At 69.9% G+C, this 25,820-nt stretch carries 19 protein-coding genes; 15 read left to right on the top strand and 4 right to left on the bottom strand.

Going from position 1 to position 25,820, the window contains the following annotated elements; all coding sequences use genetic code 11:
• The first annotated feature begins 12 nt into the window (after positions 1-12).
• Both CMC5_RS24240 and coaE read left to right on the top strand, forming a co-directional pair.
• Positions 13-621 carry an NUDIX domain-containing protein gene (locus CMC5_RS24240; RefSeq protein WP_082362747.1) on the top strand — a complete coding sequence of 203 codons (609 nt, stop codon included), beginning with the start codon at positions 13-15 and terminating at the stop codon, positions 619-621.
• Positions 622-1,239, top strand: a complete 618-nt coding sequence (gene coaE / locus CMC5_RS24235; RefSeq protein WP_050432652.1) for a dephospho-CoA kinase — start codon at positions 622-624, stop codon at positions 1,237-1,239.
• 64 nt (positions 1,240-1,303) lie between these two features.
• Here coaE and CMC5_RS24230 read toward each other — a convergent pair whose 3' ends face one another.
• Entirely contained in the window at positions 1,304-2,140 is an 837-nt protein-coding gene (locus CMC5_RS24230; protein WP_050432651.1) for a fibro-slime domain-containing protein, read from the bottom strand.
• Positions 2,141-2,761: 621 nt separating this feature from the next.
• Here CMC5_RS24230 and argS point away from each other — a divergent pair.
• The gene (argS, locus tag CMC5_RS24225; RefSeq protein ID WP_050432650.1) at positions 2,762-4,612 is read left to right on the top strand and encodes an arginine--tRNA ligase; all 1,851 of its coding nucleotides are present in this window, start codon (positions 2,762-2,764) and stop codon (positions 4,610-4,612) included.
• On the top strand, positions 4,609-5,421 hold the full coding sequence (locus CMC5_RS24220) for an SPOR domain-containing protein (protein WP_050432649.1): 813 nt from the start codon (positions 4,609-4,611) through the stop codon (positions 5,419-5,421). The genes argS and CMC5_RS24220 overlap by 4 nt, the downstream gene beginning before the upstream one ends.
• 39 nt (positions 5,422-5,460) lie before the next feature.
• Here CMC5_RS24220 and CMC5_RS24215 read toward each other — a convergent pair whose 3' ends face one another.
• Positions 5,461-6,798: an MFS transporter gene (locus tag CMC5_RS24215; RefSeq protein ID WP_050432648.1), complete on the bottom strand. Its 1,338-nt coding sequence runs from the start codon at positions 6,796-6,798 to the stop codon at positions 5,461-5,463.
• 112 nt (positions 6,799-6,910) lie between these two features.
• Between CMC5_RS24215 and CMC5_RS24210 the strand changes: the two genes are divergently transcribed.
• From CMC5_RS24210 to CMC5_RS24190, 5 genes are all read left to right on the top strand, one after another.
• Positions 6,911-8,605, top strand: a complete 1,695-nt coding sequence (locus CMC5_RS24210; protein WP_050432647.1) for an alpha-amylase family glycosyl hydrolase — start codon at positions 6,911-6,913, stop codon at positions 8,603-8,605.
• A 338-nt stretch (positions 8,606-8,943) separates the two neighbouring features.
• Complete coding sequence (locus tag CMC5_RS24205; RefSeq protein ID WP_050432646.1) at positions 8,944-9,858, top strand: DNA-methyltransferase; 915 nt, start codon at positions 8,944-8,946, stop codon at positions 9,856-9,858.
• Between the two features lie 189 nt (positions 9,859-10,047).
• Entirely contained in the window at positions 10,048-11,775 is a 1,728-nt protein-coding gene (locus CMC5_RS24200; protein ID WP_050432645.1) for an ATP-binding protein, read from the top strand.
• A 231-nt stretch (positions 11,776-12,006) separates the two neighbouring features.
• On the top strand, positions 12,007-13,593 hold the full coding sequence (locus CMC5_RS24195) for an MYXO-CTERM sorting domain-containing protein (RefSeq protein WP_050432644.1): 1,587 nt from the start codon (positions 12,007-12,009) through the stop codon (positions 13,591-13,593).
• A 186-nt stretch (positions 13,594-13,779) separates the two neighbouring features.
• Positions 13,780-14,253 (top strand): hypothetical protein, encoded by a 474-nt coding sequence (locus CMC5_RS24190; RefSeq protein WP_050432643.1) that lies wholly within the window; start codon positions 13,780-13,782, stop codon positions 14,251-14,253.
• Between the two features lie 102 nt (positions 14,254-14,355).
• On the opposite strand, the gene CMC5_RS24185 is transcribed toward CMC5_RS24190, so the two are convergent.
• The gene (locus CMC5_RS24185; RefSeq protein ID WP_082362742.1) at positions 14,356-15,498 is read right to left on the bottom strand and encodes a pirin family protein; all 1,143 of its coding nucleotides are present in this window, start codon (positions 15,496-15,498) and stop codon (positions 14,356-14,358) included.
• 915 nt (positions 15,499-16,413) lie between these two features.
• Here CMC5_RS24185 and CMC5_RS24170 point away from each other — a divergent pair.
• Entirely contained in the window at positions 16,414-16,680 is a 267-nt protein-coding gene (locus tag CMC5_RS24170; protein ID WP_156338840.1) for a hypothetical protein, read from the top strand.
• A gap of 268 nt (positions 16,681-16,948) precedes the next feature.
• Here CMC5_RS24170 and CMC5_RS24165 read toward each other — a convergent pair whose 3' ends face one another.
• A complete protein-coding gene (locus CMC5_RS24165; protein WP_050432638.1) occupies positions 16,949-17,854 on the bottom strand; it encodes a hypothetical protein in 906 nt (301 codons plus the stop codon).
• An 827-nt stretch (positions 17,855-18,681) separates the two neighbouring features.
• On the opposite strand from CMC5_RS24165, the gene CMC5_RS24160 reads away from it, so the two are divergent.
• The 5 genes from CMC5_RS24160 to CMC5_RS24140 all read left to right on the top strand — a co-directional run bounded on the left by CMC5_RS24160 (position 18,682) and on the right by CMC5_RS24140 (position 25,819).
• Positions 18,682-19,674, top strand: coding sequence for an NAD(P)/FAD-dependent oxidoreductase (locus CMC5_RS24160; protein ID WP_050432637.1), 993 nt, complete (start codon positions 18,682-18,684; stop codon positions 19,672-19,674).
• 133 nt (positions 19,675-19,807) lie between these two features.
• Positions 19,808-20,824, top strand: coding sequence for a DUF2169 family type VI secretion system accessory protein (locus CMC5_RS24155; RefSeq protein ID WP_050432636.1), 1,017 nt, complete (start codon positions 19,808-19,810; stop codon positions 20,822-20,824).
• 51 nt (positions 20,825-20,875) lie between these two features.
• Entirely contained in the window at positions 20,876-23,134 is a 2,259-nt protein-coding gene (locus CMC5_RS24150; protein WP_050432635.1) for a type VI secretion system Vgr family protein, read from the top strand.
• A complete protein-coding gene (locus tag CMC5_RS24145) occupies positions 23,131-25,308 on the top strand; it encodes a type VI secretion system Vgr family protein (RefSeq protein WP_050432634.1) in 2,178 nt (725 codons plus the stop codon). Before CMC5_RS24150 ends, CMC5_RS24145 begins: the two co-directional genes overlap by 4 nt.
• 22 nt (positions 25,309-25,330) lie before the next feature.
• Complete coding sequence (locus CMC5_RS24140) at positions 25,331-25,819, top strand: hypothetical protein (RefSeq protein ID WP_050432633.1); 489 nt, start codon at positions 25,331-25,333, stop codon at positions 25,817-25,819.
• The last annotated feature ends 1 nt before the right edge of the window (position 25,820 follow it).

Here is a 25,820-nt window from a genome sequence, read left to right as displayed (position 1 = left end):
GGCTGATTACGCATGAGCGCACACGCTGAAAGCAGGTCGTACCCCAAGCCCTCGCTGACCGCGGATGTAGTCGTGATTGCTCCGGATGTGAGTGCAAGTGGTCCCCAACCCGGCTTGCAAGTACTGCTCATCCGACGAGGCAAAGACCCGTACGAAGGCCGCTGGGCGCTCCCGGGTGGCTTCTGCGACCCGGGTGAGTCGGTCGAACAAGCGGCCGCGCGGGAGCTGGAAGAAGAGACTGGCTTGCGCGGCGTCCACCTCGAGCAGGTCTACACCTTCTCCGAGCCGGGCCGGGACCCGCGGGGGTGGGTGGTCTCCGTCGCGCACCTCGCCCTCGTCCCGCCCCGCCGCCTCGGGGAGGCCCAGGCGGGTGATGATGCGCACGAAGCCCGCTGGTGGCGTCTCGAACCTTCGGCCGACCTGGGTTACCGCCTCGAATCGGGCACCGAGCGGACGGGGCCCCTGGCCTTCGACCACGACGACATCCTTCAGAGAGCGCTCGCTCACCTCGCGCGGGACGTCGATGTGCTGGCCTCGGACCTCCTCGACGAACGCTTCACCGACTCCGACCTCGCCCGCATGCGCGACCTCATCCAGGCCCTCGGCGGAGGCTCAGGGTAGGTGGGCTTCATCCTGTTCGGCCTCACGGGGGGCCTCTCTTCGGGCAAGAGCACCGTCGCCCGACGCCTCGAAGCCCAGGGCGTCCCGGTGATCGACGCCGACGTCCTCGCCCGCGAGGTCGTCCTCCCTGGCAGCGAAGGCCTCGCCGAGGTCGTCCGCGCCTTCGGTGACGATGTCCTGCGCCCGGACGGGACCCTCGACCGCGCGCGCCTCGCCGAGATCGTGTTCAACGACGACGACGAGCGCCGCCGCCTCAACGGCATCCTGCACCCCCGCATCGGCGCCCTCGGTATGAGCCGAGCCCTCGCGCTCCGGGAGCGCGGCGAGCTGGTCGCCTGCTACGAGGCACCGCTGCTCGTCGAGAACGGGCTCGCCGACATGTTCAGGCCCCTCGTCGTGGTGGCCGTCCCCGAGGAGGTCCAGGTGGTGCGGGCCATGGCCCGCGACGGCGCGACCGAGGCCCAGGCGCGCGCCAGGATCGCCGCCCAGCTTCCCCTCGCCGACAAGGTGGCGGCGGCCGACTTCGTGATCGACAACAGCGGCACCCGCGAGGACACCGAGCGCCAGATCGACCTGGTCCTCGCGCAGATCAGAGAGCGCGCCCGAGCCCAGGACTGAGCGGGGATGGGGGCTGGAGCGGGGGCGTATCCAGGAAGAGAGGCGCCCCCCCAGACCCTCGGCCTCAGAAGATGATCGGGTTGCAGTTGGTGAAGTCGAGCGTCGACTGCACCTTGAAGTTCGACTCCGTCGTGTGCCGCTCTGCGTGGAAGAAGTCGAGCGGATACTCCTGACCCGGCACGAGCCCCAGCTCCGCTGCCTTGGCGTCGTCGAGGGTCAGCGTCTCGCTCAGCTCGCTGTGCAGACCGCCGAGATCGATGGCGAGCTTGTTGTTCACGAAGACCCACAGATCGTCGTCGCCACTGAAGCTGAACACCTCACCGCCCTGGAACTTGAACGTCATGTGAAGTTCGAAGGTGAAGTGGAAGTTGTGCGCGTTCCCCTCGTTGCCCCAGCCCTGGTTGTCGATCGGGAAGAACGCGCTGTTGGCGTACGTGAACAGGCCGTTGTTGTCGACCGTGCCCTGCACCTCGAATTCGATGCGGTGGTTCACCTCGGCCACGTCGCGGTACCACTGGTTGAACTCGTTGGGCCCGGTCGTGTGCGCCGTGCCTCCGCCGTGCGCGTACACCGGCTTGTGGTCTTCGCCGAGATCCTCGCGAACGATACCTCTCAACCCCTGACCACCGAACGTCTCGAAGTCCGGGTGACCGTTGCCACCGTTGTACGCTTTGAAGTCGCGCACGATGCCGGTGAGCGTCGGGTTGCAGTTGCCGTTGTTGCCTCCGACGCCCTGGCCACCTCCGCCAGGGCCCGAGGGGAAGAGCGATCCCCCGTCGCCGCTGCTGTTTCCACCGCCGCTCGTCGGGCTTCCCGCGCCGCTGCCCCCGCTGCCCGTCGTCTCCGACGAGTCACCACCGCAGCCGACCCCGATCCCGAGCAGGACGAGAGCAGCCGTCATTCCCAGCACCCTTGTATGAACAGGCAGCATTGGATCTCCTTTCCAAGCCATGGCACTTCGCCGGTGGACCGCTCAAATCCCGAGATCGGCACCGACGAGCACGGGAGCAGTCTAGCCCCTCACGACCTTCGTGACAGGCACCGAAAGCATGCTCGGACCGGCAAACATCGAGTGGGAGCGCGCGTCGCTCCACGATGCGGAAATGCCACGAGAGCAGATCTTCGAGCGCGCGCGACGTCTCGGTGCGCGGCTTCTCGGTGTGAAGGTGCTACTCGTCGCCACCCCGGTGGATCCGCTTGCCGAACAGCCATCTCACCGACGTGGGACGAAGCGCGTGCTGCGGCCAAGAGAGCCGCGGATCCTTCGATCTTTCGAGCGCCGGGAGGCCTCCTGGCGACAGCAGCTTCACCGTTCGCGAGCGCATCTCCGTCGGGATCCTCCGTACGTCCAAGGACCTCGGCACACGCTACGAGCCGGTGTCAACGCATCTTCCCGTCGACCTGTACCGGCGCCTGACGCCAGGCCCGGGATTCCGGTCCGCCCGCCCGAGGCCATCGTCATCCGTACAGTGGCCTCAAATTTGGCGATGTCGCACCTTGTGGTTTACAGCGGATGTCACCCATGGGCATCGAGGAACAGGTCAAAGGTCTCGTGAGCGCCGCGCTCGCCGATCTGGCGACCTCGGGCGAGCTTCCAGCGGACGTGACGGGCGCGGCGTTCGCGGTCGAGCGTCCCAAGCGCGCGGAGCATGGCGACCTCGCCACCAATGCTCCCCTCGCGATCCAGAAGCTCGCTGGCCGCGCTCCCCGCGACCTCGCGAACCTCCTCGCCGAGCGCCTGCGCCGCATCCCCGCGTTCCGCACCGTCGACATCGCGGGTCCTGGCTTCCTCAACTTCCGCCTCCAGGCCGCCGTGTTCCACCGCGTCCTCCGTGACGTGCAGGCCCAGGGCACCGGCTATGGCCGCGCTCCTGCTGCCACGGGAGAGCGCATCCTCCTCGAGTTCGTCAGCGCCAACCCCACCGGCCCCCTGCTCATCAGCCATGGCCGCGGCGCCATCCTCGGTGACGCCGTGGGCGCCTTGCTCGAAGCGGCAGGCCATCGCGTCGTCCGCGAGTACTACATCAACGACTTCGGCAACCAGATCCGGCTGCTCGGGGATTCGGTGCGCGCTGCCCTCGAAGGCGTCCCTCACCCCGAAGGTGGCTACGGCGGTGACTACGTCCGCGAGCTCGCCACCTGGATCCGCGACAACGACCCTGCCGCGCTCACCGATCCCGATCCCTCCACCCTGGCCCGCGTCGCCGCGGCGCGCATCCTCGATGGCGTCCCGGGTTCTCGCATGCTCCCGGGCATTCGCCGCACCCTCGCCGAGCTGCGCATCCACCACGACGTCTGGTTCTCCGAGGAGAGCTTGCACCGCTGGGGCCGGGTCCGCGCCGCGCTGGCCCAGCTCGAACGCGACGGCTACCTCGAGGAGCGCGACGGCGCCCTCTACTTCAAGAGCGAGGCCGAGGGCGACGACAAGGATCGCGTCGTGCGCAAGCAGGGCGGCGCCACCACCTACTTCGCCAGCGACATCGCCTACCACGCCGACAAGATCGCCCGCGGCTACGACCGCCTCCTCGTCGTCCTCGGCGCCGACCACCACGGCTACACTGCGCGCGTCCGCGGCGCCCTCCGCGCCCTCGGCCTCCCGAGCGAGCGCTTCGAGGTGCTGCTCTACCAGCTCGTGAACCTGCTGCGCGACGGCAAGCCGTACAAGCTCGGCAAGCGCCTCGGCAACCTGATCACCGTCGAAGAGGTCGTCGAAGAGATCGACCACGCAGCCGGCCGACGTGGCGCGGGCGCCGATGCCCTCCGTTATTTCTACCTCTCGCGCCGCAGCGACAACGTCATCGACCTCGATCTCGAGATCGCCAAGAAGGCCTCCCTCGACAACCCGGTCTTCTACCTCCAGTACGGCCACGCGCGCCTCTGCTCCGTCCTGCGCCGCGCCCGCGAGGTCTTCGGCCTCACGCCCCCGCCCATCACCGACACCCTTGCCGAGAAGCTCACGCACCCCGACGAGCTCGCCATCCTCGCCCGACTCGGCCGCTTCCCTGCCGTGATCGCCGAGGCGGCCACCCTGCGCGAGCCCCACCGCACCCTGTTCTACCTCCAGGACCTCTCGCAGGCCTTCCAGAGCTACTGGACCCGGCTCAAGGGCGAGAACGACGCCATCCTTCCCTCTGCCGCGATCACCGCCGAGCCGGGCTGGGAGGCCCACTGGGATCGCGACAAGACCCTGGCACGGCTCGCGTGGGTCGAGGCCATCCGCACCGTCTACGGCGCGGGCCTCCGCCTCGCGGGCATCACTGCACTCGACCACATGGAGAAGCGCGCCGCCGACGCCGGCGCGCCGGCCCCTGAAGGCGCGGCATCCCCCGCCCATGACGACGACGACCTGAGCGACCCCTCGAGGAGCGAATGAGCCACCGAGCAGACATCGTGGACCCTGGCGCCATCCGGAACCTCGACCAGATCCAGGAGACCGAGGCCGACCGCCGCCCCTCGCGCGCCGGCGCCCTCGTGCTCGCCTCCCTGGGCGGCGCGTGCATCGTCTTCGCGGCCGTCGCGCTCCTGCGCGTCCCTGCCCGCGAGCGCCCCACCCCCGCCGATCCCCTCGGCGATCTGGTCGCGCGCACCCACCCGGCCGGCGTCAAGATCGACCGCAAGCCCTCCATCGGCCACCAGGTCACCTTCCCCGAGCTCCTCTCCGACTCGGACCGCCCGACCACCGCCCTCGAAGCCGTGCGCGAGCGCCCCAAGGCCGATCCCGCGCTCCCGTTCCCCCTGGCTTCGGGCGCTCCCACCGCGCCTCCGCCGGCCGCCGACAAGCTCCCCGTCGTCGAGCTGCCCGCGCAGGTGATGCTCGAGCCCATCGCCCAGGGCAAGGACGCGCTCACCGAGATGGCGCGCCACGTCTCTCGCGAAGGCGGCCAGGAGGTCGCCATCGGCAGCCCTGGCAACTTCCAGCTCCAGGTCAGCTCCTTCAAGGAGCCCGCCGACGCCGAGAAGTTCGCCGCCGCCCTCCGCCGCCGTGGCCACCACGCCTACGTCGAGCCTGCCTACGTGAAGGGCCGTGGCCTCTGGCACCGCGTCCGCATCGGCCCCTTCAAGCACAAGCACTCCGCCGTCATCTACCGGCAGGAGTTCGAGGCCAAGGAGCGCCTCGTCACCTTCATCGTCGACCCGCCCAAGACCACGGTGAAGATCAAGGAGACCCAGGACGACGCCTGAAGCGCGCCCCCTCTCTCCCTCCTCACCGTCGCGCGCGCCTCATCCCCCCTGCCGCGCGCGCAGCCCCGCCTCCATCGCCTCCTGATCCCCCGCGAACGTCCTTCCTGCCGCCAGCAGCGCGAGCCCGCACAGCACCCACAGACTCGCCGCCACATTGAACGCCCCCGTGCGTCCCAGCACGGCCACCAGCGGCCCGATCAGGAACGGCCCCAGCCCCTTGCCCAGATCATCGGCGAGGTTGAACAGCCCGAACACCGACCCCCGCGCCGCGGGCGGGTTCACGTTCACCAGCATCGCCCGGATGTTCGCGCTCGGGATGCTGATCACCAGCCCCATCACCGCGCCCAGCCCCATCAGCGCCCCCATCCCTGGCGCCCCATCCCCCGTGTGCGCCGGGGTGTTGATCAGCGCCAGCGCGGGCAGCACCCCCACGATCGCCGCCACCCCGCACAGCACCGGCAGCGCGTTCGGCCGCCGCCGGTACACGTGGTTCCCCAGCAGCCCCCCGAGCAAGCTCCCCCCGATCACCGCCCCGCCCACCACCATCACCAGCAGCGTCGCTGGCCCCACCCCCAGCCCCTTGTCCTGCGCGAAGTAGTCGTTCCAGAACGTGAACAGCATCCCCCACGGCACGCACCCGGGCAGCCCTTGCAGGAACAGCAGTGCGTTCGTCCGCACCCGGAGCAGCGCCTTCCAGTCCGCCAGCGCCACCCGCTCGTTCTGCCCCCCGCTCACCACCTGCACTGCCTCGGCCCCACCCCGCTGCGGCTCCCGCATCACCAGCGCCACCACCCCGGCCAGCACGAAGTTCGGCGCAGCCACCAGCACGAACGGCAGCCGCCACCCGTGCTCCGGACCCACTGCCCCGGCCAGGACCTGCCCCCCCGCGATCCCGATCCCCATCGCGAACGTCGTCACCGCCGACGCCGAAGCGCGCACCCTCGCCGAGAAGTAGTCGCCCAGCAGCGAGTACAGGAGCGGCATCGCCGCCCCGAGCCCGATCCCCGTCAGCATCCGGGCGACGAACAGCTCCTCGTAGCTCCGCACGAACCCCGTCCACAGACACGGGATCTCGCCCACCACCACCACACCCACGAACAGCCACTTCCGCGGAAACCGATCCGTCAGGTAGCCCGCGCCCACCGACATCAGCCCGCCGACCAGGAAGAACGCCGCCGCGATCGCGCTCCCCAGCTTCGTGTCGCGCTCCACCGCATCGAACCCGAACTCCGCCGCGATCTGCGTCAGGTTCGGCGCCATCAGGTTCTGATCCGCGAACAGCAGCGCCGTCACCACCGCCAGCAGACCCAGCACCACCCGATCCCGCGCCGTGATCGCGCGCTCCTCGCGACCCGGCGCCGACGCCCCGTGGACCATGACCACGCAGGCTACGCCCAGAGACGACGGTCCCGCCACGCTCCCCGACCCAGATCACCACACGCCCGCCCACCGCTTGACGCCCCACCCGCGCCCTCACCATCCTCCCCCCATGGTCGACGCCCTTGCCCCCGACACCGCGCCCTGGTGGCGGCGCGCGACCGTCTACCACGTCTACCCGCGCTCCTTCGCCGACGCGAACGGCGACGGCATCGGCGACCTCCCCGGCCTCATCGACAAGCTCGACTACCTCGCCGACCTCGGCGTCGACGCCCTCTGGATCTCCCCCTTCTTCACCAGCCCCCAGCGCGACTTCGGCTACGACATCGCCGACTACGACGCCATCGCTCCCGAGTACGGCACCCTCGACGACGCCCTCCGCCTCTTCCGCGAAGCCCACGCCCGTGGCCTCAAGGTCGTCCTCGACCTCGTCTTGAACCACACCTCCGACGAGCACCCCTGGTTCCGCGCCTCCCGCGACCCCAGCGGCCCCCACCGCGACCACTACCTCTGGCGCCCTGGCAAGCGCCCCGGACCTCCCCCGCGAGGCACCCCTCCGAACAACTGGAAGGCCATGACCGGCGGCTCCGGCTGGCAGCACGACCCCACCACCGACACCTGGTACTGGGCCTCCTTCCTCCCGTTCCAGCCCGACCTCAACTACCGGAACCCCGACGTCCGCGCCGCCATGCTCGACGTCGCCGCCCGCTGGCTCGACCGCGGCGCCGACGGCTTCCGCCTCGACATCTTCAACGCCCTCTACAAAGACGAAGCGTTCCGCGACAACCCCTTCTCCTTCCGCCCGCTCCCCTCCGAGCGCACCCCCGACGGCTTCTTCCAGCGCCGCCTCCACACCTCCGACCTCCCCGAGACCCTCACCTTCGCCCGGGACCTCCGCGCCGTCTGCGACCGCTTCCCGGGCGACCGCTTCCTCGTCGGCGAAGTCTTCGGCTCTCCCGCGCGCCTCCGCAGCTACCTCGGCCCCTCGAACGCCCCCGGCCTCCACGCCGTCTTCCTGTTCAAGACCCTGCGCACCCGCGCCGCCGCGCCCGCCCTTCGCCACCTTCTCCAGGAGCTCGAGCGCGACTTCCCCGCGCCGCACCTCCCCACGTGGGTCCTCGGCAACCACGACCAGATCCGCATCCTGGACCGCCTCGATGGCGACGAACGACGGATGCGCCTCCTCGCCACCCTCCAGCTCACCGCCCGCGCCCTCCCGTTCATCTACTACGGCGAAGAACTCGGCCTCCGCGGCCCCCACATCCCCCTCGCCGAAGCCCTCGATCCTCTCGCCGCCCGCTACCGCTGGGCCCCTGAAACCGCCGCCCGCCTCCTCACCCGCGCCGGCATCACCTTGAACCGCGACGTCAGCCGCGCCCCCATGCCCTGGACCGCCGCCCCTGGCGCCGGCTTCAGCCCGCTCCACGTCACCCCCTGGCGCCCCCTTCACCCCGATCACCCGCGCGTCAACGTCGCCACCCTGGACGCCGATCCCACCTCGCTCCTCTGGCACTACCGCCGCCTCCTACGCCTCCGCCGCGCGCGCCCCGCCCTCTCCCTCGGCACCCTCACGCTTCTCGACGCGCGCCCGCACGAAGACGCCCTCCTCGGCTACCGAAGGCAGCACGGCACCGACACGCTCGACATCTGGCTCAACACCAGCGACCGACCCCACCGCGTGTACCTCGACGGCCCTCGTCGCCCCCTCTTCACCACCCACGGCACCGGCGACGAACCTCAGCTCCTCGCCTCCCGCGACATCGAACTTCGCCCCTGGGAAGCGGTCATTCTCGACGCCTCCCCCTGACGGAGACGGCGCCCAGCTCGGTGCAGCGCTGAACGGCAACACTCCTCCAGCGCGCTCACCTCTGGAGCCTGCTCGTCCCGAGGCGTGCCTCCGAGCGTACCCCTCGCTCCGAGCGTACCTGTCGAACCGAGCGTGCCACTCGAAGCGCACCAGTCATTGACGAACGCACCCCCGGCACCGTACGAGCGGCCTTCATGGGTTCCCCCACTGCGCCACGACGGCCGAAGCGTCCCCGGGCAGCGCCCGCGTCTCGAACCATCGACGAGAAGACGCCGGCGCCCACTCCGCCAAGCTCGAAAGGCGTCAGGCCGACGCGAAGCGCCGCGACCGTTTCCACGATGCGCGACGCCGCGTCCACCACCGCCGGCAAGACGACATCCACCCCGGCACACCCGATCTCGACCACGAAGCGCAAGGCCGTCGCGTCCACACCGCGCAAGACGTCGGCCCCTACCTCGACGCAGAAGAAGCCTGCGCGCCTCGCGCCGGTGAAACGCTCTCTTCGCCCCTCGTCTGCACAGCTCGCCTCCGCGCCCTCCGCCTCCGCGCCGCCCGCAGGTCACCTCGTCATCCTCCCGCCCGCGGACGTGCTCACCACCCTCCGCGCCCAGCGCGAGCGCGTCACCGTCACCATGCTCGACCCCTGGTACAACAAGGGCATCGGCGGCGAGCGCCCCGACTACCACGACTGGCTCGCCGAGGTCGTCGCCGAGGCCGCGCGCTTCTCCGACCACGTCTTCGTCTGGGGCTTCCCCGAGATCGTCGCCCACCAGATCGGCCGCATCCCCCCCACGCACACCCTCGCCGCGTGGCTCACCTGGTATTTCAAGAACTGCCCCTCCGTCATCCGCGGCTGGCGCAGCGCGCAGAACGCCTGCCTCCACCTCGCCCACCGCGACGCCCGCCTCCACCCCGAGCATTTCCTCAACGAAGCCCAGCGCGAGAAGCAGCGCCAGGGCAAGCTCCGCTACCTCCCGGGACCGCCCAGCGTCATCGAAGCCGCGCTCATCATCGGCTTCGTCGGACGCCGCGAGCAGCAAGGCCACCCCTCCCAGAAGCCCGAGAAGGCCCTCGAACCCCTCATCGAGATGACCACCGTCCCTGGCGACACCGTCCTCGACCCCATGTGCGGCTCCGGCACCACCGGCGCCGTGTGCCAGCGCCTCGGCCGCCACGCCATCCTCTGCGACATGGACGAGAAGTACGTGCAGATGACCGAGCGCCGTCTCGGCGTGAAGCGCTCCCAGGGCTGAGCCTCCCGGGGCCCTCGGACGGGGGCGATCGGGACGTGCGGCGCGTCCTCCGTTGCCGCAGCCCGACCATCGACCGAGCGCCACCTCGGCATCGCCAGCCGCCACCGCGCGTTGCGTCACCCGAAGATACAGACGCTCGCCGGAATCACATGCCCTACCTTCGGGATCCGAGCCAAGGGGGGCTGAACATTGAGCACGCACAAGCCGCAGTTCTTCGATCTCAACATCGGCGAGATCCTCGAAGCCTGGTCACCGAGGCATGCCGTCCGCGAGCTGATCGCCAACGCGCTGGACGAGCAGGCCCTCACAGAAACCCGCGACATCGTCATCGCGGAGACGGCAGAAGGCTGGATCATCCGGGATCAGGGCCGTGGTCTTCGTCACGAGCACCTCCTTCAGAACGAGAACGAGGAGAAGCTCGCCAGTTCCTCGAAGGTCATCGGCAAGTTCGGCATGGGGCTGAAAGACGCCCTGGCCACGTTCCACCGCCGTGGGATCTCCATCGAGATCCGCTCGAAGCACGGTGACATCACGCTCGCCGAACGACCCAAGCACGACTTCGCGGAGCTACGGACGCTGCACGGCGTCATTCACCCGCCCAGCAACCCGGCCCGCGTTGGAACCGAAGTGGTCCTGCGCGGACTCGACGTTGCGGAGATGGCCGCCGCCAAGAGCTTTTTCCTGAGGTTCTCGGAGGAGGAGGTCCTGGGAACTACCCGGTACGGAGACATCCTGCGGCGCGTTCACGGTCGACCCGGCCGTGTCTACGTGAAGGGCCTTCTCGCGGCCGAGGAGGAGAACTTCGCCTGCTCCTACAACATCACGTCCCTCACCGCTGCCATGAACAAGGCCCTCAACCGTGAGCGGACCCATGTGGGGCGTGCTGCCTATACCGAGCGTGTGCAGAACATGCTGCTCGCGTGCCACAGCCCTGCCGTATTCGAGATTCTGGCGACCGAGATCGCGAACCTCGATCGAGGCACGGCACGGGACGAAGTGAAGTGGGGCGGCGTGGCCGTGCACGCATGCAAGATCCTGAACCAGGCGCAAAAGGTCGTCTTCGTCTCCTCCAGAGAGCTTCAGGAGGCGCCGAGCATGGTGGAGAATGCTCGGAACGATGGACATCGAATCATCTCCTTGCCCGAGACGATCCGCGCCAAACTGTCTGGCTTGAGCGATCACACGGGGGCGCCCGTGCGCGGGCTCGACCAGTTTGCCAGAGAGTGGTGCGACAGCTTCTCGTTCGATTTCATCGAGCCCGAGTCCCTCACCCCTGCCGAGCAAGCCATCTTCGAGCGTCGCGACGACATCGCTGGCCTCGTCGGAGGGTGGCCTCCCATCGTGGAGACGGTGCTCATCTCGAGCACGATGAGACCGAACGACGCTGGAAACGATGATGCGCTCGGTGTCTGGGAGAGGGCGACGCGGCGGATCATCATCAAGCGCGACCAGCTGGAGTCACTTCATGAATTCGCTGGCACCCTTCTCCACGAAATCACACACGCTCGCTCGGGCCATGGCGATGTTTCGCGCGGCTTCGAGCTGGCCTTGACGGACGCCCTCGGACAGATCGCGGCGGACGCTCTCTCCGCCGCCCCTCGCTCGTCGTCGCCCCGGCCGGACCGCCGCTCGCCCCTGCGCACCTCGTCACGACGGGCAGCGCCTGCCTCATCCCCCCCCGCCTCGGCGCCCCGATCCGGGAAGGCGAAGACGAAGGCGAAGGCCAGGCCGTCGAACACACCACCTCGAAAGGCAGCGAGCAAAGCGGCGCCCAGGGCAACGAGCAAATCGATGGCCGTGAAATCGACACGGAAGTCGAGCAAGGCAATGCCCACGCGCACGACACGAAAGTCGAGCAAGCCGGCCTCCCGGAGACCGACTCGTACGAAGTCCAAGAAGTCCACCGGACGCCGCTAGAAATCAGCCTGGTGCCAGTCGACGATTGCCGTCGTCGAGGCGGCGAACTCCTCCGCATCCACGACGTCTCGTCGATCACGGTCCCCGACGCCGCCCCATTTCGCACCGAACGGCATTGTGAGCCCCTGCCAGAGCCGTCGGGAGGAGCGCTTCTCTTCCTCACGGGCATGGAGAGGTCCGGGGCAGCGCTCGGGCTCGCTCCTCGAATCCGGCTTGCGCTACCCTCGCAGGATGGCCTTCCTTCCGCGCCCCCGGGCCCCCCGCCTCCTCCCGCTCCTCCTCGCCGCCACCGCGCTTCCCTTCGTCCTTTCGCCCCGGGACGCCCTCGCGGCCGACATCGACGCCGACCCCAGCACCTACGAGACCCTGGTCCCCACCCTCCAGCCTGGCGACACCTTGCACCTCGCCGCGGGAACCTACCTCCAGAGCCTCGACCTCCTCAGCCTCAACGGCACCCCCGAGGCCCCGATCACCATCACTGGCCCCGCGGACAAGGGCGCCATCTTCCTCGGCAACGGCTGCTGCAACACCGTCGAGATCACCGCCTCCAGCCACATCGTCGTCAAGAACCTCACCATCGACGGCCAGAACCTCCCCAGCGTCTTCGGCGTCAGCGCCAAGAACGGCAACGCCAACCTCGTCCACCACATCACCATCGAGGACTGCATCTTCCGCGGCCACGGCGGCTCCCAGCAGACCGTCGCCATCTCCACCAAGGCCCCCACCTGGGGCTGGATCATCCGCAGAAACCTCATCGAAGGCGCGGGCACCGGCATGTACCTCGGCGACTCCAACGGCGGCAGCCCCTTCGTCGCTGGCCTCATCGAGCGGAACCTCATCCGGAACCCCATCGGCTACGCCCTCCAGATCAAGCACCAGACCCCCTGGCCCCTCAACAACGGCCTCCCTACCGACCCCACCACCACCGTCATCCGCGACAACGTCTTCCTCAAGAGCGACGCCCCGAGCCCCGACGGCGACCGCCCCACCTTGCTCGTCGGCGGCTTTCCCGACACCGGCCTCGGCGCCCAGAACCGCTACGAGATCTTCGGCAATTTCTTCTTCCACAACCCCCGCGAGGCCCATCTCCAGGCCTCCGGCCGCGTCAGCATCCACGACAACGTCTTCGTCGATACTGCCTCCTCGGCCCTCGTCCTCGCCAACCACGACCTCCCGCTCCGCCTCGCGCACGTCTACAACAACACCGTCTACGGCGCCGATCGCGGCATCCGCTTCGCGCACGAGGCCAGCGAGGGCGCGATGGTCGTCGGCAACCTCCTCTTCGCGGGCCAGGGCGTCACCGGCTCCGTGCAGGTCGACGAAGGCAACCTCGTCTACACCGAGGCCGAGGCCGCCGAGATCGTCAACGCCCCCTCGCGCGTCCTCGGCCAGATGGACTTCTACCCCCGCGAAGGCCAGGCCCAGGGCGCTGCCCTCGACCTCGTGCCCTTCGCCGGCGACGTCGACCACGACCGCGACTTCAACGGCATCGCGAAGGGCGACGGCCGCTTCCGTGGTGCCTACGCCGGCGAAGGCACGAACCGCGGCTGGCAGCTCGCGGACGACTTCAAGGGCCTCGGGATCAGCGGCGAAGGCGGCGGCAGCGCTGGCGAAGGCGGTGCAGGGGGCTCCGCCGGCGGCGCAGGAGAGGGTGGGGCAGGGGCCGCGGGCGGCAGTAGCGGCACCGACGAAGGGTGCGGTTGCGTCGTCGCTGGAGGTGGCAGCGACACGGCACCCTGGGCCTTCGCGCTGGCCCTCGCCACATCGCTCGGCGTGAGCCGCCGCATCCGGCGACGCCAAGCCCGACACGCGCGCTGACGCCGGGTCCGCCGCAGCCGCCGCCGCAGCGCGTAACCCGCGGTGACGCCGCGGGAGGACGGCCATCTCGCTACGGTGACGCCATCCCTCTACAGACACGCCGATGCGACGACGCGGATCCGACCTCGTCGGCGATGTGCCCCGGCTTGCTCGGGGGAATGCGCCGATGTTAATCGTGGCATCAACATGATCAGAAGTGCCTGCTCGAAGCTCGTCGTCGCGGCCTCCCTGGCGTCTCTCTTCGCGACTGCCTGTTACATCCCTCACCCCTCGGCCAGCGCTCGTCTCGTGCGGCGCTCGAAGGCGGGCGGGGAGTTCGCGCTGCAGGGGCACCGTGACTACGCCATGATCCATGGCGAGAAGCTGATGTCCGAGACCTGCGGCGGCCCTGGCACGTTCGAGATCGTGGAGGAGGGTGAAGAGGTGGTCGGCGTGAACTCGTCGTCCAGCTCCTCCTCCGTGACGTCACGCAGCCGGCGCGTCTCGTACGAAGACACCGACTCCGCCAGCCGCGACGTCGTCGAGTGGCGCGTGAAGTTCGCTTGCATCGGCGTGGAGCAGCCCGCTGCCGCGCCTGCCGCGCCCGCCGAGGACAACGGCGCTCCCCCCGCAGATGCCCCCCCCCAGGCGCGCAACGACGGCCAGCAGAACCCCTTCTGATCGACCGGCCCAGCCTCCGGCCCCTCCGCCCCCCGGGGCTTCACGGGGCTTCAGGTCGCCGGGGCTTCACGGGGCTTCAGGTCGCCAGGGCTTCACGGGGCTTCAGGTCGCCCGTTCCAGCCGCCCATCCGGGTGCTTCGCGAACCGACCCTCTTCCCGCGCGTGGACCGGCCCCTGGCTTCCCCAGGGCCACCCACCGAACCGCGTCCGCTGGTAGTCCATGAACGCCTGCCGGATCTCGGTCTGCGAGTTCATCACGAACGGCCCGTACTGCGCGACCGTCTCGCCGATCGGCTTCCCTTGCAGGACCAGGATCTCCGCCTCGTCCGACCCGTTCTCCAGCAGCGCCGCCTGATCGGCGCGCACCTCCACCAGCCGCTTCCCTGGCACCACCCGCGGCCCGATGCGGAGCTGGCTTCCCTTGAAGAAGTACAGCGTCCGGTTCGTCCCCGGCTTCGCCGCCGGCAGCGTGAACCGCGCCCCGGGGGCCATCTTCAGCGTCCAGATCGCCACGTCGGCCTCGGCGCGGGACGCCCACGAGTTCGGCGGCGGCGCGGGCGGCGTCAGGTCCTCGTAGCGTCCGGCGACCACCGTCAGCTCCGTCTCTCGACCGGCCGCGTCGCGCACCACCCGCTTCGGGATGGTGTCGCCCCACATCATCACGAACTGCGGCTCGGCCATCTTGTCGGCCCGCGGCAGGTTCAGCCAGATCTGGAACAGCTCCAGCGGGTTCGGCGTCTCCTGGTTCACGAGCGGCATCATCTCCGAGTGCTGGATGCCCTTGCCCGCCGTCAGCCACTGGACGTCACCGCGCCCGTAGCGCGCCGTCGCGCCCAGCGAGTCCGAGTGATCCACGAGCCCGCGGCGCACCACCGTCACCGTCTCGAACCCGCGGTGCGGATGGGCCGGGAAGCCGGGCACCACGTCCCCGTGGTACATCCGCCAGCCATCCTTCCCTGCGAAGTCCTGCCCGATGTCGCGCCCCGCGAGCGACGCTGCCGGCCCGAGCCGCTCGTTCCCGGCCGGGTAAGCGTCGTCGTGGTGCACGCAGAACAGGAACGGGTCGACCGTCTTCCAGGGCGGCGCACCCAGCGTCTCGATGGTACGGACCACATCCCTCTCGGCGAGCGCCTCGTCCTCGGAGGCCGGGACCGGCGCGGTTGACGTTTCAGCGACGGCGCAGGCTGCCAGCACCGGCGCCGTGGCGATGGTTCCCAGAGCAGTTCGACGATCCATGCCGGCCATTGTAAGGGCCCCTCGGAGCAACACCACGGCCCCTCCGGCGAACACCGCGTTCGGCTCCCAGCAACGATGCGGCCCCTCCTGCCCTGATGCGCGGGCGCGCGCCTGATTTCCGGGGCACCGAGGCGTTCGGCGAGCGGGCGCGCCCTGCCTCCTGCGAGGCGACGTACGGCCTCGACGAGCAGGAACAGCGCGGTTCGAGCTGGCGAGCCAGCGCCGCGCGCTCTCCAGGACCGGTCTCCAGCGGGGCGGTCGCGCAGGTCACGCAGCGCCCGCTGGGCGCGCAAAGCATGTCCGGGAGGACAGACCGACGACTCAAGTCGGCGCCTGGCGGTTCGCGAGCGTCGGCGCCTGGCAGTTCGTGAGCATCGGCGCCTGGCGGTTCGCGAGCGTCGGCGCCTGGCGGTTCGTGAGCGTCGGCGCCTGGCGGTTCGTGAGCGTCGGCGCCTGGCGGTTCGTGAGCGTTACTGCTGGATCGCAGCCTCGAGCGGCGCGCTGGCGCAGCCTCGAACGGCGTGCTGGCGCAGCACCATCGGGGTGCTGGTGCAGCCTCGATCGGCGTGCTGGTGCAGCACCGTCGACGCGCAGGCGCAGCACGGTCCCTCGTGACGGCGCCATCGTGCGAGGGTTGCCCGCGCGTCGGCATTCTCGCGCTCGGCTTCATCCCGTTGCATTCGCCTTGCCAGAGCCCTCGGTCTGCGGTGTTTGCATTCGGCGTACCGAATGGACGCGCAATCGTGGACGACGCCTGTCTCTGCCGTGGGGGCCACCGACCAGCCAAGCTCCGACACGATAGTTTCAATCGGGCCTGCGTGATGCCCGGTGCGGCAGTATGTTGGTTCGAGGTGCGCGTCGAGTGCGTGGCGAGCTGGTGCTCGCGTCGCACGGTCGCGCGTACCATCAGGGAGGGGGCACGCCATGAGCAATGCATTGGGGACCATTTCGGTGTTTTCACTCTTCGTCGTCGCATTGGCGTCGGCGGGCTGCTTGGCCGACACCGAGGACGAGCCGCAGCCCGACGCGAACCGGACGGAACGCGTCGCGGAGAGCGACGAGGAGGTGCAGACGACGGAGGAGCTGGCGCAGCTACCTTCCCAGGAGATCTGCACCGTGGAATGTCCAGGGGGGAGCTGCGCGGGCACGCAGCTCTGCATCTGCAACGGACCTTCTCCCATCTGTTACTGACGGCGTACGTCCCACGCGGCGCACGGTGCGCGCCTCGCGTGATCGTGCTGTTCGATCGGGGAGCCGTCGGCAGTTCGACCGGGAAGTCGTCGGGGGTGAGCGCGCTCGCCCCCGACCTCGCTGGCGGGTGAACTCGAGAAAATGCCACTGCGGCCCGTGGCCTGGTGCCCGTGGTCCTTGGCCTGTGGCCTGTGGCCTGTGGCCTGGTGCCCGTGGTCCTTGGCCCGTGGCCTGGTGCCCGTAGCCCGTGGCCCGTGGCCTGTGGCGCTCAGCCCTTCATCGTGGCTTCGAGCTGCTTCTTCAGTGCCGCGTGCTCTTTCTCCAGCGTCATCATCGCTCGGGTCAGATCCTCGAGCTGGGCGAGCTGGGCTGCGCGCTCGGCGGCGGCCTTCTTGGCCGCGAGCTCGGCCTTCTCCAGCTCTGCGAGCCGCTTCTCGGAGGCGACGAGCGCGTCGCGCTGCGCCTGGATCGTCGCCAGCATCGACGCCACCGTCTCTTCGGCCTCTTCTTCCTCGTCGGATTTCCGCTTGAGGTCCTTGAGGAAGAACTGATCGGCGAAATCGGAGGGCAAGGCCGTCTGCTGGTGCGGGAGCTGGGACAGCGCCCCGTAGAGCACCTTGCGGGCGGCGTTCACCCGCTCCACCCACTGGTAGCGCTCGCCCACGTCGCGGAAGATCCGGTTCTGTTGCCGCGCCTCCTCGCGGGTCTGCACCGCGGCCTCGGCCTGCTGGATGCGCTGGGTCAGCTCCGGGACCAGGGCTTGCAGCGTGGCGTGCTCGCTCTCCGTCAGCGACTGCACCCACTTGCGCATGCTCACGAGCTGCGCCCCCAGCACCGGCCGCTTGAAGGTGGCCAGGTTCTTCGACCCGAAATAGTGGAGGTACAGCGGGTGCTCCCGGTCGTCCCCGGTCAGCGTGAGCACCGCCTTCGACACCCGCGCCGCGAAATCGTCGAGCTGGTCGTCGGCGATGTCGACCAGCGCCTGCGCCCCGGTGATGTCGTCGATGATCCCGAGCTCCGCGGCCAGCACCTGGAGTCCCTCGGCAGCGAGCGCCTCGAAGGTGGCGATGTGCGGCGCTCCCAGCGGGTGGGCTTCGAGCCGCTTCAGCGTGTAGCGAACCTGCGGGAAGAGGGTGAGCAGGGCGTGGCGTGCATCTAAGGTCCTGGCGGCCATGGGTCGATCCTCCGGCTGGGTGATGCATGGCGGGCGTGACGCTGCGTCGGACGCGCTCCACGGCCGCAATGCGAGCGGGATCAGCAGTAACCACTCCTGTTTCACCGGCAACCCAGGAGCCGAACTTCGTCTTCCTTTCGCGTGGTGCTGGAATCACCAGGGCCCTCGACCCCCGCCGGGGTGGAGCGACCGGCGCGGTGGAGGAAGAACGGCCACGTTCCGCGCGTCGCCCCTCGGCCCAGCATCGATGCTGGAGGCATTCCGGAAGCGCCGACGGGTCCTGGCCACGAAGATCGCACCCATTCAGGCGCGGAGTGGGGGGCGTCGCCGATGCCGAGGGGATTCAGAGCGCTCCGAACCCCCCCGTCGTCGACCGATGCGAGGGGGATTCAGAGCGCTCTGAACCAGGTCGGCGATCGTTGCTGGTGTCATTCGGCACACAAGGAATGCCACCGTCGATCGATGCCGGGGGGATTCGGAGGGGCGGGAAGCGCCTCGGCGACCGACGACAGGGCTCGTGGGTCTCGGAACCTGGTGGTCGTTCGAGGGTCGCTGGGAGGGTCGGGGTCCGAAAGGGGTCGGCGCTCCCGATGTCGGAGGGGTTCCTGGCGGTCGGAAGGGCGCCGGCCACGGCTGGAGGGCACGCTGGGTCCGTGGCGAGGGCAGGGAACCTGGCGTCGTGGCCGGTAAACGCCGGGGACGAGGCGAGGGCTGTGAGCTGGGGGAGGCGAGGGCGAGGGGCTGGGGAGGCGACGAAGCAAGGCCTCGACACGCCTCGGCACGGCCGCGTTCTGGGCCAGGGCGTTGGCTCGTAGGATGATGCGAGGATGACGGAGAGGGCACGGATTGCGGTGATTGGCGCTGGGATCGCTGGGCTCGCCTGTGCGGCGGAGCTGTCGGCGCTCGGTGTCGCGGTCACCGTGTTCGACAAGGGACGCGGCGTGGGCGGTCGGGTGGCGACGCGGCGGGAGGGGGCGATGCGCTTCAACCACGGGGCGCAGTACGTGACCGCGCGGGACCCGGGGTTCGGCGCGCTGCTCGCCGGGCTCGCCGAGGCGGGGGTGATGGCGCCCTGGGACGCGGCCGGCGAGGGGCGGTGGACGGGGGTGCCCGGGATGTCGGTGCTCGGTCGTCACCTGGCGCAGCAGAGCGGGGCCGAGGTGCGCTTGCAGGAGCAGGTGCTGTTTCTGCAGGACGACGAGGCCGGGTGGCTCGTGCGGGTGGTCCCGGCCGCCGAGGCCTACCCGGGCGAGGTGCTCGACACCGGCGGGGTGGTGGAGCGGTTCGACGCGGTGATGCTGGCCATCCCGCCAGCGCAGGCGGCGCCGCTGCTTCTGGCCGCGGGGCATCCGTTCGCGGAGCCAGTGGGGGCGGTGACGCTTCTGCCCTGCTGGACGTTGATGGTGGCGTTCGCGAAGTCCGTGGACGCGCCCGACGTGCAGCGCTTCGAGGCGGGTCCGCTCGCGTGGATCGCGCGCGAGAACTCGCGCCCCGGGGCCGACACGCCGCCGGACCGCTGGGTGGTCCACGCCTCGCCGGCGTGGTCGCAGCGGATGGTCGAGCGGGATCCCGCCGAGGTGCAGTCGATGCTGCTCGGGGCCTTCGTGGCTGCGACGGGGGTGTCGGAGGCGCCGCTGCACGTGGCGACGCACCGCTGGATGCACGCGCGGACGGAGCAGCCACTCGGGGAGGCGGCGCTCTGGGATCCGGCGCGGCGGATCGGGGTGTGCGGGGACTACTGCCTGGGGGCGCGGGTGGAGGCGGCGTGGCTCTCGGGGCGAGCGCTGGCGGCGCAGGTGGCGGCCGAGGCGGGAGGGTAGGGGGCGGGAAAGTGAGCGCGCTTGGTTGACCAAGGCATGGATCCATCGATAGAACGATTGAATTCAGCATTTCCCGGAGGGGGGTGATGTCGGGAGCTCGTGCAGCGTTAGGCGTCCGTGGGCGAGGAGAGCGATGAGCCTCTCCAATGGGACGCCCTACGCTGCCCTGGCGGCGCCGTTCGTCTCCCCGGACGGCCGCGAGGTCGTGGTCACCCTGGTGAAGGGCACCTTCGCCGTGCGCGCTCAGGGTCGTGTCGTTCTCGCGGACGAGCAGGCCCCCGTTCGGGTCGCCGACGTCCTGCATGCGCCGATCTCCGAGGCGGACCCGCCTCTGCCTGGCGCTCCGACCGAGAGCAGCATTCGCTACCCGTCCGACCTCTCGCCCGGCAAACGAGGCGGCGATCTCGTCATCGTGGGGGAGGCCATCGCCAGCAAGCCCGTCTCGTTCGTCGATGTCATGGTCCAGGTCCGCGAGCAGCGCGCGCCGCTGCGTGTCCACGGAGAGCGGGTCTATTACCGTTCCCTGGGCCGCATCGCCGTGGGGCCTGCTGCCCCCTTCGAGCGGCGGCGCATCCTCTACGAATACGCCTACGGTGGTACCGCCACGGACGCCTCGATCCTGGAGCCGCGGAACCCCGTCGGCCGCGGCGTCGCCAGGAGCTCGGGTGAGCTCGAGGGGCAGCCCGCACCCACCATCGAGCATCCCGCGCATCCCATCACCTCCGCATCCGACCGGCCAGAGCCCGTCGGTTACGGCGCCATCTCCACGAGCTGGCTTCCCCGCGCCGCCTTCGCCGGCACCTTCGACGAGGCGTGGCAGCGGACCCGGTTACCCCTCTCCCCGGTCGACTTCGATCTCCGGCACCACAACGTCGCCCACCCCTCGCTTCAGGTCCCCACACCGTTCGCGCCGGGCGACGAGATCCGCATCCTTGGCATGTCCGAGAAGGGCCTGCTCGCCTTCGACCTGCCCGCCATCGACGTCTCGGTCATGGCGCGGCGCGACGACGGTCGCTGGGAAGAGGGCCGGCCCGTCGTCGATCTCGTGCTGGTCGAGCCGGGCAGGGCGCGCTTCGAGGTGACGGCGCGGCTCGTATTTTCCAAGGGCCGGGGCAGAACGCTCCTGCGCGAGGTGAGGATCGATGGCTGACCCTGGCATCCCCGCGGGCGACCTGCGTCGCTCGGCGCGACGAGGGCTCCGATGATCGAGCAGGCGATGCTGCGCTGCAACGCGCTCGGCCCGACGAGGGTCGTGCGCATCGACGGCGACGAGGCCATGTCCGAGCTCCCGGTCTGGCACGTCAGCGTCCTGTCGGACGACGGCGACCTCGCCCTGGAGCGGAGCCTCGGTGCTCCCGCTTCCCTGGCGATCGGCGACGGTGAAGGTGGGGCGCGGTCGATCCCGCTCGTCGTCGTGGAGGCCACCCACGCCGGGGCGCATCGGGATGGCCACCGCTACCGTCTCACCCTGTCGACATGGCTCCACCGTCTCACCCTGCGCGCGGGGTATCGCGTCTTCCGGGACAGGACCACGCAGGAGATCGTCGCCGAGGTCCTGTCCGACGCCGGTTACCCTTCCTCCTCCGTCTCGTTCCGCCTCTCCGGGCGCTATGCGCGGCGCCCTTACACCGTCATGTACGGTGAGTCGGACTGGGCTTTCATCGCGCGTCTCCTCTCCGAGGAGGGGATCAACGTCTGGTTCGATCACCAGAAGGGCAGTGAGCCGCTCGTCGTCTTCGGTGACAGCGCAGGCGCCCATGCTTCCATCGAGGGCGGCCCGACGATCCGCTTCGAGGATCCGAGCGGCATGGCCCACACCGCGAGCGCCCTGTTCGAGCTGTCGCGCACGGTGACGCTCGCGCCCGAGCGCGTCCATCTTTGGGACTTCGATCTCTGTCAGCCCGACGTGGCCATCGAGGGCGCCGCCGGCGAGGGCGCGCTCGAGGTGGTCGAGTTCCCTGCGCGCGTCAGCAACGCCGAAGCGGCCGAGGCTCGCGCCGCCATCCGGCTCCAGCAGCTCCGGCGCTTCGCGATCCGGCTCGACGGCAGGAGCGGCTGCGCGCGGCTCCAGCCGGGTCGCGTGGTCCGCATCGCGGGGGCCGCCGAGGAGGCGTTCGACGGTGAGCACCTCGTCGTCCGCGTGCGGCACGAGCTCCATCAGGCCAGCCAGAACGTCGCGGAGGGGGCGCGTCCTTATCGCAACCTGGTGGAGCTGGTGCCCTTCTCGCGCACGAGCGCGTTCCGGCCTGCGCCTCCTGCGCCTGTCCCGGGCTCGGACGGTGAGCGACGCGCTTCGGCCCCGACGGGAGCCGCGCCGCGCATCGACGGTCTGGAGACGGCGATCGTCACCGGATCCCCGAGCGACGAGATCCACGTCGACGATCTCGGCCGCGTCAAGGTCCGCTTCCCGTGGGATCGCTCCGGGGTGGGCGACGATCGATCCTCTCACTGGGTCCGCTCCCTCCAGATGAACATGGGCGGCTCGATGCTCCTGCCGCGCGTCGGCATGGAGGTCCCCGTCGCCTATGTCGACGGCCATCCGGATCACCCCTTCGTGCTCGGCCGGGTCTACAACGGAGCCGCCGCGACGCCGTACGGCATGCCAGGGAAGAAGGCGACGACCAGCCTCCAGTCGGCCACCTCCCCGCGGGATGGTACGACGCAGGAGATCCGCTTCTCGGACGACGCGGGCCAGATGGAGACGTTCATTCACGCCACCAAGGACCAGACCGTGACCGTCGGGGGGACCCATACGGTGGAGATCGGCGCCACCGAATCGCACGACGTGCAGAAGTCCTCGACCCTCGGCATCACGGGCGGCCAGACGATCACGGTTGGAGCGTTCCAGTCGATCACCGTCGGTGGCGACGCCTCGCTCACCGTACACGGGGCGCGGGAGGAGAGCATCGGTGCGATCGATACCCACAGCGTCACGGGGAACCAGCTCCTCGTCGCCAAGGGGAGCTACAGCGAGCTGATTGGCGGAGCGTACGCCCTCCAGTGCAACCAGTCGAACACCGTGGTTCAGGGAGCGTTCACCCAGATCATTGGCGGCAGCTTGATCACCGCGGCTGGCCTCGGCACGAACTGCTCGGTCGCCTTGGCGCACACCGAGGAGGTGGGCGCCGCGCGCAGCTTCAAGGCGATGGCGTCGTATGCGGACTCCGTGAAAGGGGCAAAGACGATCACGGCGGGCAGCGCGAAGGACAAGGCGGGCACCGACGTGGTCACCCACGTGAGCGGCGTCGTCCGCGTCCAGGTGGGAGGCAGCATGAAGATCAAGGCGGGCGGCCAGCTCCTCGTGGAGGCCGCAACCATCACGCTGAAGGCGGGCGGCTCCCTGAAGATCAAGGCGGGGGCGGCCATGACGCTCGGCGGCAAGCTCAAGGTCAAGAACGGCAAGCTGAAGTTCGATGCTTCGAAGACCCAGAAGAAGGTGACCTCGAAGGTGGGACGATGAGCCTCGAAGCGAGCTACGCCCTGACCATCGATGGTACGGACGCCCCGCTCCGGGTCCGGTCCTTCCTCTCCGAGGAGCGGGTGTTCGCGCCTTATCGCGTCGACGTCGAGCTGGAGGTGGCCGATCGGACCCCGCTCGTGGCGGAGGCGCTCCTCGGACAAGCGGCCCGCTTCACGCTCCGCGACCCGCTCGAACCCCGGGTCTTCCGCGCCGTCGTCGACGCCATCGAGGCGCGCGGCCGCGGCTACCGCGTGACCCTCGTCCCTCGCCTCGCGCTCCTCGCCGATGCCGTGGACCACCGCGTCAGGGTCGGCGAGGATCCCATCGCGCTGGCCGAGGAGGTTTTGCGCGCCCACCACCTCGACGTCGAGCGCCGCCTGTCGCGTTCCGCGGAGCCGCGCGCCCAGTGCGTCCAGGCCTTCGAGACCGACCTCGACTTCGTGTGCCGCCTCCTCGCCGAGGAGGGCGTGCTCTTCCACCTCGAGCAAGACGAGGGCCGCGACGTCGTCGTCCTCTCCGACCACACCGGCGCCTATCCCCCTGTCCCTGGCGGCGACGCCCTCGCGCTCGCGGAGGGGGAGCAGGCTGGCCTGGTGGGGCCCGAGGCCATCTTTGCCGTCGAGAGCACCCGGGCCACGGTCACAGACAGGGTGGTGCTCCGGGATGTCGACCTCTCGCACCCCCTCGCCGATCCGAGTGTCGAGAGCGGAAGCGGTCCGCTCGAGTTCTACGAGCACGCCGCTGGGTACATCAGGCCCGACAAGGGCCAAGAGCTGGCCGCCATCCGCCTGGAGGAGGCCCGCGCCCGGGCCTTCGTCCTGCGTGGCAAGAGCAACTGCCGCCGCCTCTTCCCTGGCGCCACCTTCCAGCTCACCGGAGATGCGGCGGGGGCCCTCGGTCGGCGATGGCTGGTGGTCGAGGTCTCGCAGCGCGGGATCGATTTCGATGCCGAGCCGGGGAACCCGGAGGGCCGTCGTCATGAAGCCGAGTTCGTCGCGGTCCCGGCGGCGTCGGCGTACCGAGCCGCGAGGTGCGCGCGTCCCACGCTCGGCGGGATGCAGACCGGGGTGGTCACCGGCGCTGCAGACGGCGAGATCCATCCCGACGCCCTGGGGCGGATCAAGGTCCACCTCCGCTGGGATCGGGAGCGGGCGATGGACGACCAGAGTTCGGCGTGGGTCCGGCCCGTTCAGCCGCCGACCACCGGTGGCTTCTTCCTTCCGCGCGTGGGCTGGGAGGTCCTGCTCGGCTTCGAGGGGCCCTCGGCGGACGAGCCCTACGCCCTCGGCCGTCTCTACAACGCCGAGGGCGTGCCCCCTGAAGGTCTGCCTGGCAAGAAGGTGCGCAGCGCGTTCGGCTCTCGCACCACGCCCGGGGGCGGCGGCGCCAACGTGCTCACCTTCGACGATGCGGCGGGGGCCGAGGGCATGTACCTCGACGCCTCCCGCGACTACACAGAGCGGACCGAGAACGACAAGGTCTCCACCGTCACGGCGGATGATGTCCAGGCGGTGGGCTCGACCCGGACCGAGACCGTCGGGATCGCGAAGACCGTCCAGGTGCAGGGCGCCGAGACCTACACCATCGCGGCGGACCGCAGCCTCTCGATCGAGGGCAATCACGTCATCAGCGCTGCCACCGAGTCGGTACAGGTCGGGGGTATGCGCCTCTTCTTGATCGGCGGGGATCACGAGACGCAGGCCGCAACGCTCTCGCGCATGGTCGGCGCCGCCAAGGCGGAGGTCGCAATCCAGGGGATCGACCGCCACGTCACGGGCTTCTCGACCGTCGCGGTGGGGGGATCTTGGCAGGAGATCGGGGGGCTCTCCGCCGCGACGGGTGTCCTCGGCGCGACCTCCCTCGTGGTCGGCGGGCTCATGTCCATCGGTGCCCGCGAGGTGTCGCTCAAGGCGAGAAGCTTGAAAGAGACGTACGGCGCGCAGCAGGTGAAGGCCGGCGCGCGTCATGTGGAGAGCTTCGGTGGCGCGGCGAAGTACAAGGTGGGTGGCTCGCTGCGCGCGAAGGCAAGCTCCATCTCGTTCGTTGCAAAGAGCAAGATCACCCTGCACGCCAGCGGCGTGAAGATCGTGATCGAGCAGGGCAAGATCACGGTCAAAGGTGCGCTCAAGAGCTCGATGGAGAGCGTGGTCACCGGGGATTTGACGAACGGCTGAGCGAGAGGTGCGGAGCGGATCCATGGCAAAGGCGGCGGTCTCGAGGGTGAAGACGAGGGCGGTGGCGAAGGCGCCCGAGGCGCCGGTCGTGGAGGCGCTCGCGAGAGGCGTGCATCCCGGGCGCATCGAGGTGCGCTCGCGCGATGCGTGGCGTGTGCGCCTGCTCGACGGGACGCTCGTGCGCGCCCGCCCTGCGGACGAGGTCGATCCTGCCCTGCTCGACGACTGCTTCCGCGCTCGCCGCACCGTGCTCGTCGCGGCAGGCCCTGCGGGCGCCCTGATCCTGGGCGCCTTGCAGACCGCCAGCGCGCCGGCGCGCGAGGCCGATGGCGCCGTGCGCGTGCGCGGGCGCCGGGTGGAGGTGCAGGCCGACGAGGGGATCGAGCTGCGCGTCGGCGCCTCGGCGATCCGGCTCGACGAGCGGGGCGTCATCAAGATGGTCGGCAACCGGATGACGCTCGACGTCGCGGCCGTGGTGCGCGTCCTCTCGGCGCTGGTCGAGCTGCCGTAGG

The sequence above is a fragment of the Chondromyces crocatus genome (assembly GCF_001189295.1).
Lineage (GTDB): Bacteria > Myxococcota_A > Polyangia > Polyangiales > Polyangiaceae > Chondromyces > Chondromyces crocatus.
Note: the sequence above shows the minus strand (reverse complement) of the source record. Positions and strands in the feature narration are given on the sequence as shown.